Here is an 8,575-nt window from a genome sequence, read left to right as displayed (position 1 = left end):
GGCCTGGAGGGACGGTGCAAGCTGGCACCGGTCCTCCCGTCCGCCTCCTGGCGCACTCCACGACGGCAGCCCGCGCGCTCGTCACGTCGAGAGCACGGAATGCAGTTGCGGCTCGACCGCTGCGGCGAGGGCGGCGTGGCCGTGGTCGTTCGGGTGCACGCCATCGGAGCAGAGCAGCGCGGGGCTGCGGTTGATCGCCGTGGCGAGCCCGGGAACGAGCGAGAGACCCACTCGTCGGGTCTCCTCGTCCAGGATCCTCCTGACCGCCCGCCACCCCGGCGGGTAGTCCGTCCCGTACGGCGAGTACAGGTCCAGAACCGCGAGCCGACCGCTGGGGAATCGCCCGTGGAGAGCTTCCAGGTCCCGGGCGATCGCCGCGCGCACGTCGTCCTCCCGACCGAGAACGATCACCGAGTCGTTCACGCCGAGCGCGACGACACACGCGTCCGCGCCGGAGGCCAGGACATCGGAGAGCAGCCCGAGCGTCGCTCCGTCGTCCGATCGGTCGATCCCGCGACGTCGCACGAAGCCGACACCGTCGATCGCGAAGTGCAGCGCACCCCACCCGAGACGCTTCGCGACGATCGTCGACCACCGGTTCTCCGTCCTGCTGATCCCGCGCCACCCCGTGACGATGGAGTCTCCGTAGAACGCGACTGTCGGCACGACTGCAGCGTAGAGCGCAGCGTCGACGCCACGCGGAAACGTGACACCGATGCAGGCCCGGACGTCCACCGAGGGTCGTGCGTGCCCTGCGCGAATAGCCCCCTGGTCGTCCTCTCATGGCGCGGGGCGTCGTACCGACCTACCGTCTACTTGTCAGACGATCGTCTGTCGAATAGGCCCTCTGGAAGGAACCTGCTCCATGCGTCACGCTCCTCGCCTCCGCCGGACCAACGCGCTGCTGATCACCAGCGGTGTCCTCACGGCGGCAGCGCTCGCTGTCGGGGCAGCCGGGCCCGTCTCCGCGGCCAACGCCGACGGTACGGCGCACACCCAGTCCGTGGCCGCCGCCAGCGGTGGGAACTACGTGGCCCTCGGCGACTCGTACGCGGGCGGCTTCGGCGTCGCCCCCTACAGCTCGGGTCCGGCGGCCGGCTGCTTCCAGTCCACCACCGACTACCCGCACCAGGTCGCAGCGTCGCTGGGACTCCAGCTCGACGACCGCGCCTGCGCCGGTGCCACCACCGGCAACATCTCCCGGGTCGCGCAGAAGACCGGAGCCGGAAGCGCCACTGCGCCCGTCCAGGCCGATGCGCTGTCCAAGGACACGGACGTCGTCACGGTGTCGATCGGCGGGAACGACCTGGGGTTCGCCGGAGTCATCGCGAACTGCGTCGCGCTGGACAAGGCCGGCCCGGTGTTCGCGGAGATCCACGGGAAGACCTACAACCACTGCAAGGACTACTACGCACCGGTCGTGCACGGGGTCGAGCGGGACCGTCTCGCAGCGCGCGTCCGCACCGTCGTGGCACCTCGGCTCGCGCAGACGTTCCGCGTGATCGCGCAGCGCGCGCCGCAGGCGAAGGTGTTCGTCGTCGGCTACCCGATGCTCGCGCCCGGCACGGCGCAGGCCCCGAAGGGATGCTTCTCGAGCCTCCTCGGTGACTCCGGACTCGAGCCGCCGTTCCCGCAGAACGCGTTCCCCTTCACCCCGACCGACACCGCTTACTTCCACCGCACCCAGAACGCGCTCGACGGAGCGGTCAAGGCTGCGGCGAAGGCTCGTGGGTTCACCTACGTCTCGACGCTCCAGGGCTCTGCTGCGCACACCCCCTGCGCTGCGTCGGGCTCGGCATGGATGTCGGGACTCACCCTGACCGATCGCGGTACCGCTGCGGACAGCACCCCGCTGGCCGGGACGAAGTACTCCATCCTGTTCGGCGCACTCCACCCGAACGCTGCCGGCATCGCGTACCTGCGTGACCAGACCAAGGCCGCGATCGTCGGATCGCGCTGACACTCCGACGGCGGATCTGGTCGCGTCGCTGACGCGACCACGAGACGGACGGGAGGAACGGTGCCAGCTGGCACCGGGCCTCCCGTCCGTCTGCTGGATGCAGCTTCCGTGCCCTCCTGACCGTCAGCACGGGTGGCGGTCGGTCTTCAGGCCGCCCGCGTGGCAGCGATCAGTCGGTGCGCTCGAAGAGCGCTCAGGCCGTCGCGGACACGGGTCTTGGCCGTCCCGACGGTGATGCCGAGCTGACTGGCGACTTCTGCGGTGCTCCGTTCGCCGAAGTACCGCAACACCACAGCGTCCCGCTGTTTGTCCGAGAGGTCAGCCAGAGCGATGCGCAGGGTGGGGCGGAGGAACAACGCGTCGCGCTGGTCGTCGTCGCGGTCGACGCTGTGGTGGTCACGAGTGCCGATGCGGAGCTCGCGTTTCCGCAGGGCTTCGAGACTGCGGATCCGGTCGATCGCCCGACGATGCGCCACGGTGCGCAACCACGACTGCAGATCGGCTCGGTCCGGATCGTACCGATCCGGGTGCTGCCAGAACTCGAGGAACGCTTCGTGCACGACGTCCTCCGCGAGGTGTCGGTCGACGATGACCGTCCCCACGAACCGTCGCAGTCCCGGAGCGTGCTGCTGGTACGCAGCGATGAAGGCGGCGGGTTCGGACTGATCGGCACTGTGTGTTCGACACATGTTGCCCCCTTGCGTTGCTTCAACGTAGATCGTTCTGGACGGATCCGTCTCCCCCCTTTCGGGGCGTGCGAGCAGGCGACGAAGCGCCGTGGGTGATCTGATCGTGGGGCGCGGGGGCGCGGGGGTGACGGCCGAGACGGGAGGCACGGTGCCAGCTGGCACCGTGCCTCCCGTCAGGTTCCGTGTGGGCTTCCGGGCCTCGGACTGCCCGCGCTCAGGCGGACTGGCCGAGGAGGCCTCCGGTGAACTCGCGCAGGGCCCGGGTCGCACGCTGCGACAGGGTTGCCTCCGGCATCATGCTGGTCGACCCGTGGAACGCTCCCGGCCAGACGTGCAGTTCCGCCTGGACACCAGCGGCCCAGAGCGCGCTGGCGTAGGCGACGGTCTCGTCGCGGAACACCTCGGTGCTGCCGCAGTCGACGTACGCGGGCGGGAGCCCGGCGAGGTCCCTCGCGCGGCCGGGGGCGGCGTAGATCGACACGTCCTCGCCACCCCGCCGGTCACCGAGGTAGGCGTCCCAGCCGAACCGTGTCATCTCCCGGTCGGCGACCCCGACACCGTCGAACTGCCGAGCCGACAGGGTCGCGTCGCGGTCGTCGAGCATGGGACTCACGAGCACCTGGCCGATCACGGTCGGCCCCTGTCGGTCGCGGGCGAGGAGGGCCGTGCCTGCGGCGAGACCGGCACCGGCGCTCTGCCCGACGAGGACGATGCGCTCCGGGTCGATGCCGAGTTCGTCGGCGTGCTCGGCAGCCCAGACGAGTCCGGCGTAGCAGTCCTCGACCGGGTAGGGGTCCGGGTGCTCCGGAGCCAGGCGGTAGTCGGGGCTGACCAGGACGACGTCGTGCACGAGCAGCCACTCGTCGTAGGAGTCGAGGTTGCCGAGGTGGTGGCCGAACATCATGCCGCCGCCGTGGATCGCGTAGGCCAGGGCGGCCGTGCCGGTGCGGCCGGTGCGCTGGATCACGGCGAGGTCGATCGGGTCGCCGCGGTGCCCCGGGACCGTGACGCTGCGGCGCTCGAGGCCGCGAGCACGCAGTCCTTCGTCGAGCTGCGCTTCGGTCATGTCCAGCTGTCGCATCTGCGGCAGCATCTGGGTCGTGAGGTGGAAGCGGCCGCGCGCGTCCATGGCGGTGAGGAAGGGGACGAACTCAGGATCGAACGGCGGGCGGGGGAGGGCGATGGTGTCAGACACGTGAGGGCTCCTCGGTGATGGTGGTCTGGTCGGTGTGTGCGGGGGTGGGGGCGGCAGGGTCGGCGCGGATCGTGCCTTCCCGGACGTCGCTCGTCCGGGCTCGGAGCATGCCGGCCACGACGAGCAGGGCTGCGATCACGGCGAGGCCGAGACCGGCGATGGTGAGAGCGTCCTGGAACCCCTCGAGCCGGGCGGCGGTCCAGGTGGTCGTGGTGATGCTCCCGGCGACGAAGGCTGCGACGATCGTCCCCGCCGTGGCGACCGCAACACCGCTCGCGAGCTCGCTCGAGGTGTCGACGAGCGCGGCCCCGACCGACGTGCGGTCCGCGGGGAGACCGGTGAGGACGGAGGCGCCGGCGACGACGCCCACCACGCGCATGCCAGCAGCGACGAGCACGAGCGCGACGAGCACCCACGGGTACCCGTACCGGCTTAGGGTGCCGAAGACCACGAGGCCTGCGACGACCGAGACGGCGCTCGTCCAGGCGGCACGGCCCAGGCCGACCCGCTGCACGATCGGTCCGACGAAGCGGCCTCCCACGAGCAGCACGACCACCTGCGGCAGCGTTCCGACCGCGGCCAGGGCCGGCGGCCAGCCCCAGGCGAACTGCAGCTGCAGGGTCACGAGGTACGACAGCCCCGCGACGGCGAGACCCGACGCGGCCTTGAACGCCAGTCCGCTCGAGACCAGTGGTCGAGCGAGCAGGTGCAGGTCGATCAGCGGGTGCCGGGCGGTCCGCTCCCGGACGACGAACCCCACCGCGCAGGCGACGGTCAGGGCGAGGGCGGCCCACCCCGACCAGTCAGCGGCTCCGGACTCGACCAGGATCGTCGGCGTCACGAGCGCCCCTGCGGTCGTCGCGGTGCCGAGCAGTGCCCCGATCACGTCGACCGGGTCGCGGCGGAGCCCTGCAGCATCGTCGCGGACGACACCGAACCGGATCCCGACGAGCGCGAGGACCGCGATCGGCACGTCGGCCAGCAGCAGCACCTGCCACGGCGCGACGGCGAGCACGAACCCGCCGACGGTCGGCCCGATGGCCAGACCCACGAGTCCAGCCGTCGAGATGACGGTGAGCGCCCGGACCCGGAGCCCTTCGTCGTCGAAGAGCCGGAACGCCAGCGCCATCGACCCGGGCGTCGTCATCGCCGCAGCGACGCCCATCGCGACCCGCACGGCGATCAGTTGCTCGGTCGACGTGACCACCGCCGTGGCGAGGCTCGCCAGGGCCAGCAGGACGAGCCCGGCGAGCATGACCCGGCGGCGACCGATGCGGTCGGCGACGGCGCCGAACAGGAGCATCAGCCCGCCGAAGGCGACCGAGTAGGCACCCGAGACCCACTGCAGGCCCGTCGTCGACGAGCCCAGGTCGCGACCGATCGTGGGCAGGGCGACGTTGAGCACGGAGTTGTCGAGCATCTCGAACAGGAACACCGCCGACAGTCCGGCGAGGGCGATCCATGCGTCGCGCAGACGAGGAGACAGGCCACCGGCGGGCACGTGCCCGGGGCTGCGAGGGGAACTGGGGGACACGATGGCGCACTCCTTCGAGGGAAGAAGTGGCGACTCGTTCGATGCCGCGTGCTGGTGCGTCGCAGATCGCGGCGCCTTTTACCTCAGTGATCCAGACCATACACGGACCGACCGGTCGACGGAAGTCCGCGCGCGGGAGCGGTCGCCGCAGGACCTACCCTGGACGGATGCTCTCCCGCCGCGAAGCCGCCGTCCGGCTCGACATCCCCCTCGAGATGGCGACCCGCCACGGCATCCCGTCGCGCCTGAGCGAAGCGGAGCTCGACGCGATCGAGCAGGACCCGCCCGCCTGGCTCGTGCAGTCCCGCGCCAACCGCACCGGCACCAAGAAGGTCTGGGCCCGTCTGGAGTGCGTGGTCTGCGGCTTCGACGAAGAGGCACGTCCGAAGAAGTGGTGGCCCGAGTGGGACTACTTGATGTGCGACTACCACGCCCCGTACCAGGCGCCCGAGCCCACCGCCGGACTGACGCGGCGCGAGGTCGAGGGCATCGGCAGCCGTTTCATCGCCCTCGTCGACGAGAAGCCCTAGCCCACAGGCTCCGCCGGGCGCGCTGCGGCAAGCAGACGCGACCACGCAGACGGACGGGAGGCCCGGTGCCAGCTGGCACCGGGCCTCCCGTCCGTCGTGGTGCGGCCTGCGGACGCTACTCGGTCGTCGAGACCCAGTCGATGAGCAGGTTGCCCTGCTCGCCCCAGTTGCCGACCTGGAACATGAAGCGGTGCGGGGTGGTCGGCACGTCGTCCGTGACGGTGTCGAGGACCGTGCCGTCGACGCTGTAGGTCACGGATTCACCGGGCACCCAGTCGACCTTGTACGTGTGCCACTCGCGCCACGAGACACCGGTGCCGACCTGGACCCGGTCGGACTCCTTGCCCGGGGTCATCGAGTGGTGGAACGCCGAGGGGCTGTCCTCGAAGTTGCCCTCGGGGAAGTCGATCTCGCCGTCGGACCACACGTTCGACGTCGGCCACAGCATGAAGGCCGCGCCGTTGCCGTCGCCGCCGGTCGCCTTCGCGCGCACCGAGAACGAGCCGCCGACGTGGTCCCAGGCGCCGTCGGAGGAACCGAAGGTGCCGGCCGCTCCGGCACCGGTGCCGAGGGCGACGTCCATCACGCCGTCGTGGACCGAGACGGTCTTGCTCGGCGCGTAGATGCCCGAGGTGCCGTCGGGGTACGGGTGCCACGACTGCGGGTAGAGCGACTGGACCAGGCCGGTGACGGCGTTCGTGGTGAAGTCCTCGACGAACGGGGCGTCGGGCGCGAGTGCGGACAGATCTGCGGGGGAGGCATCGGCGTCCGGGGCAGCGTCCACTCCGGGTTCCGCATCGGGCGCGGGCGCGGGCGCGGGTTCGGGTTCGACGACGGGCGCGGTGTCCTCGACCGGCGCGGAGTCCTGCGTGGGCTCCGCCTCCGGGGTCCACTCGTCGGTGGGGGCCGTGGGCTCCGTCTCGTCCGGGACCGGTGTCGGGGTAGGGTCCACCGGGGCGTGGTGCCGGTGGCGCTCCCCGTCCCAGCCCCACCAGGTGCGGGCGGAAGCGGCGGTCGGGACGCCGAGGACCAGGGCGCCGGCGGTCGCGGCCGCCAGGATCGCGCGGTGGCGGATCATCGGGTGCGCCCGTCGGTGGCCGCAGAGGCGGTCGTGGACCTGGGAGTGGACGGGTGTCGTGGGGTCGTGCCGCGCGGCGGCGTGCACGTGCTTCGGGTCGAGATGTCGGGCTCCTCGTGGATGCTCGGGCGCAGGATGCGGGGAGGGACGGACGCAGCAGCCGGCCGGGTGCCGAGGGTTTCGTTGACGCGTCCACGCACATCTTGCATCATCTGTGACCCGTTCGGGGGGTGTCACGGAAATCGACCGACGAACATCCGGTGGCCGCAGTCGAACGCGCGATCAGGCCCGGGGGATCGGCTGCAGGCGCTGCAGCTGCGTCACGTGTCCCGGCTCGAGCTCGTCGAGCGAGGCCACCCCGAGCAGCCGCATGGTCCGCTCGATCTGCTCGGACAGGATCTGGATCATCCGGTCCACCCCGGCCTCGCCGCCGGCCATCAGCCCGTACAGGTAGGCACGGCCGACCATCGTGAACGTCGCGCCGAGGGCCACGGCGGCGACGATGTCGGCGCCGGACATGATGCCCGTGTCGAGGTGCACCTCGGTGTCGTTGCCGACCTCCTTGACCACGGAGGGCAGCAGGTGGAACGGCACCGGTGCCCGGTCGAGCTGCCGACCGCCGTGGTTCGACAGCGTGATCCCGTCGACCCCCAGGTCGGCGAGGCGCTTCGCGTCCGCCAGGGACTGCACGCCCTTGACGACGACCTTGCCCTGCCACTGGTCGCGGATCCAGGCGAGGTCCTCGTAGGTGACCGTCGGGTCGAACATGTGGTCGAGCAGCTCCCCGACGGTGCCGGACCAGCGGTCGAGCGACGCGAACGCCAGCGGCTCGGTGGTCAGGAAGTCGAACCACCACCACGGCCGCGGGATGGCGTTCACCACGGTCCGAGCGCTCAACTGCGGCGGGATCGAGAACCCGTTCCGCTTGTCCCGCAGCCGCGCACCCGCGACGGGGACGTCCACGGTGACCAGGAGCGTGTCGAACCCGGCCTGCTGGGCGCGGGAGACCAGCGCCATCGACTTCTCGCGGTCCTTCCACATGTACAGCTGGAACCAGTTGCGGCCGTGCGGGTTGGCGTCGCGGACGTCCTCGATCGCGGTGGTGCCCATCGTGGACAGCGAGAACGGGATGCCCGCTCGCCCGGCCGCCCGGGCTCCGGCCCGCTCGCCCTCGGTCTGCATCATCCGCGTGAAGCCCGTCGGCGCGATGCCGAACGGGTACGACACCGGCGCCCCGAGCACCTGACGCGAGGTGTCCACCTTCGACACGTCCCGCAGGATCGCCGGGGTGAACTCGATGTCCTCGAACGCCTGCCGCGCACGGGCGAGCGAGATCTCCGCCTCGGCCGCGCCCTCGGTGTAGTCGAACGCGGCCTTCGGGGTACGGCGGGCGGCGATGTCCCGCAGGTCCCAGATCGTCAAGGCCTGTTCGAGGCGCTGACGCCGACCCGGCAGCGACGGCTTCTTGAACTGCATGAGCGGCGCGAGGTCCCGCACCGTCGGCAGCTGCCGCTTGACCCGCGTGCGAGCGGCGGACGCAGGTCCGGTCGCGGGTGCCGGTGCCCCGGTGGCGGGGTCGATCCGGTGCT

General features: G+C 71.3%; 8 protein-coding genes. 2 read left to right on the top strand and 6 right to left on the bottom strand.

What is annotated here, in order from left to right; genetic code table 11:
- Positions 1-81: 81 nt before the first annotated feature.
- A complete protein-coding gene (locus ACL00U_RS12795; RefSeq protein ID WP_162243012.1) occupies positions 82-666 on the bottom strand; it encodes an SGNH/GDSL hydrolase family protein in 585 nt (194 codons plus the stop codon).
- A 199-nt stretch (positions 667-865) separates the two neighbouring features.
- Between ACL00U_RS12795 and ACL00U_RS12790 the strand changes: the two genes are divergently transcribed.
- Complete coding sequence (locus ACL00U_RS12790; RefSeq protein WP_412873464.1) at positions 866-1,960, top strand: SGNH/GDSL hydrolase family protein; 1,095 nt, start codon at positions 866-868, stop codon at positions 1,958-1,960.
- Positions 1,961-2,106: 146 nt separating this feature from the next.
- Here ACL00U_RS12790 and ACL00U_RS12785 read toward each other — a convergent pair whose 3' ends face one another.
- From ACL00U_RS12785 to ACL00U_RS12775, 3 genes are all read right to left on the bottom strand, one after another.
- Positions 2,107-2,649: a sigma-70 family RNA polymerase sigma factor gene (locus ACL00U_RS12785; protein WP_052481708.1), complete on the bottom strand. Its 543-nt coding sequence runs from the start codon at positions 2,647-2,649 to the stop codon at positions 2,107-2,109.
- A 214-nt stretch (positions 2,650-2,863) separates the two neighbouring features.
- Entirely contained in the window at positions 2,864-3,844 is a 981-nt protein-coding gene (locus tag ACL00U_RS12780; RefSeq protein ID WP_017888441.1) for an alpha/beta hydrolase, read from the bottom strand.
- Entirely contained in the window at positions 3,837-5,378 is a 1,542-nt protein-coding gene (locus ACL00U_RS12775) for an MFS transporter (protein WP_308202496.1), read from the bottom strand. Before ACL00U_RS12775 ends, ACL00U_RS12780 begins: the two co-directional genes overlap by 8 nt.
- 167 nt (positions 5,379-5,545) lie before the next feature.
- Here ACL00U_RS12775 and ACL00U_RS12770 point away from each other — a divergent pair, with 167 nt between their 5' ends.
- Positions 5,546-5,908 (top strand): hypothetical protein, encoded by a 363-nt coding sequence (locus ACL00U_RS12770; protein WP_071251986.1) that lies wholly within the window; start codon positions 5,546-5,548, stop codon positions 5,906-5,908.
- Positions 5,909-6,023: 115 nt separating this feature from the next.
- Here the strand turns inward: ACL00U_RS12770 and ACL00U_RS12765 are convergent, their stop codons facing one another.
- Positions 6,024-6,986, bottom strand: coding sequence for a glycoside hydrolase family 16 protein (locus ACL00U_RS12765; protein WP_228499926.1), 963 nt, complete (start codon positions 6,984-6,986; stop codon positions 6,024-6,026).
- 282 nt (positions 6,987-7,268) lie between these two features.
- A complete protein-coding gene (locus ACL00U_RS12760; RefSeq protein WP_042538277.1) occupies positions 7,269-8,462 on the bottom strand; it encodes an alpha-hydroxy acid oxidase in 1,194 nt (397 codons plus the stop codon).
- Between the last annotated feature and the right edge of the window lie 113 nt (positions 8,463-8,575).

It is taken from the genome of Curtobacterium poinsettiae, assembly GCF_047226435.1.
Lineage (GTDB): Bacteria > Actinomycetota > Actinomycetes > Actinomycetales > Microbacteriaceae > Curtobacterium > Curtobacterium poinsettiae.
This window is presented reverse-complemented; position numbering and strand designations above follow the sequence as displayed.

Excerpts from the sequence above, each read along its gene's own strand:
- ACL00U_RS12790 (WP_412873464.1), top strand. The coding sequence starts at position 866 with ATGCGTCACGCTCCTCGCCTCCGCCGGACCAACGCGCTGCTGATCACC.
- ACL00U_RS12785 (WP_052481708.1), bottom strand. The coding sequence starts at position 2,649 with ATGTGTCGAACACACAGTGCCGATCAGTCCGAACCCGCCGCCTTCATC.
- ACL00U_RS12770 (WP_071251986.1), top strand. The coding sequence starts at position 5,546 with ATGCTCTCCCGCCGCGAAGCCGCCGTCCGGCTCGACATCCCCCTCGAG.
- ACL00U_RS12765 (WP_228499926.1), bottom strand. The coding sequence starts at position 6,986 with ATGATCCGCCACCGCGCGATCCTGGCGGCCGCGACCGCCGGCGCCCTG.
- ACL00U_RS12760 (WP_042538277.1), bottom strand. The coding sequence starts at position 8,462 with ATGCAGTTCAAGAAGCCGTCGCTGCCGGGTCGGCGTCAGCGCCTCGAA.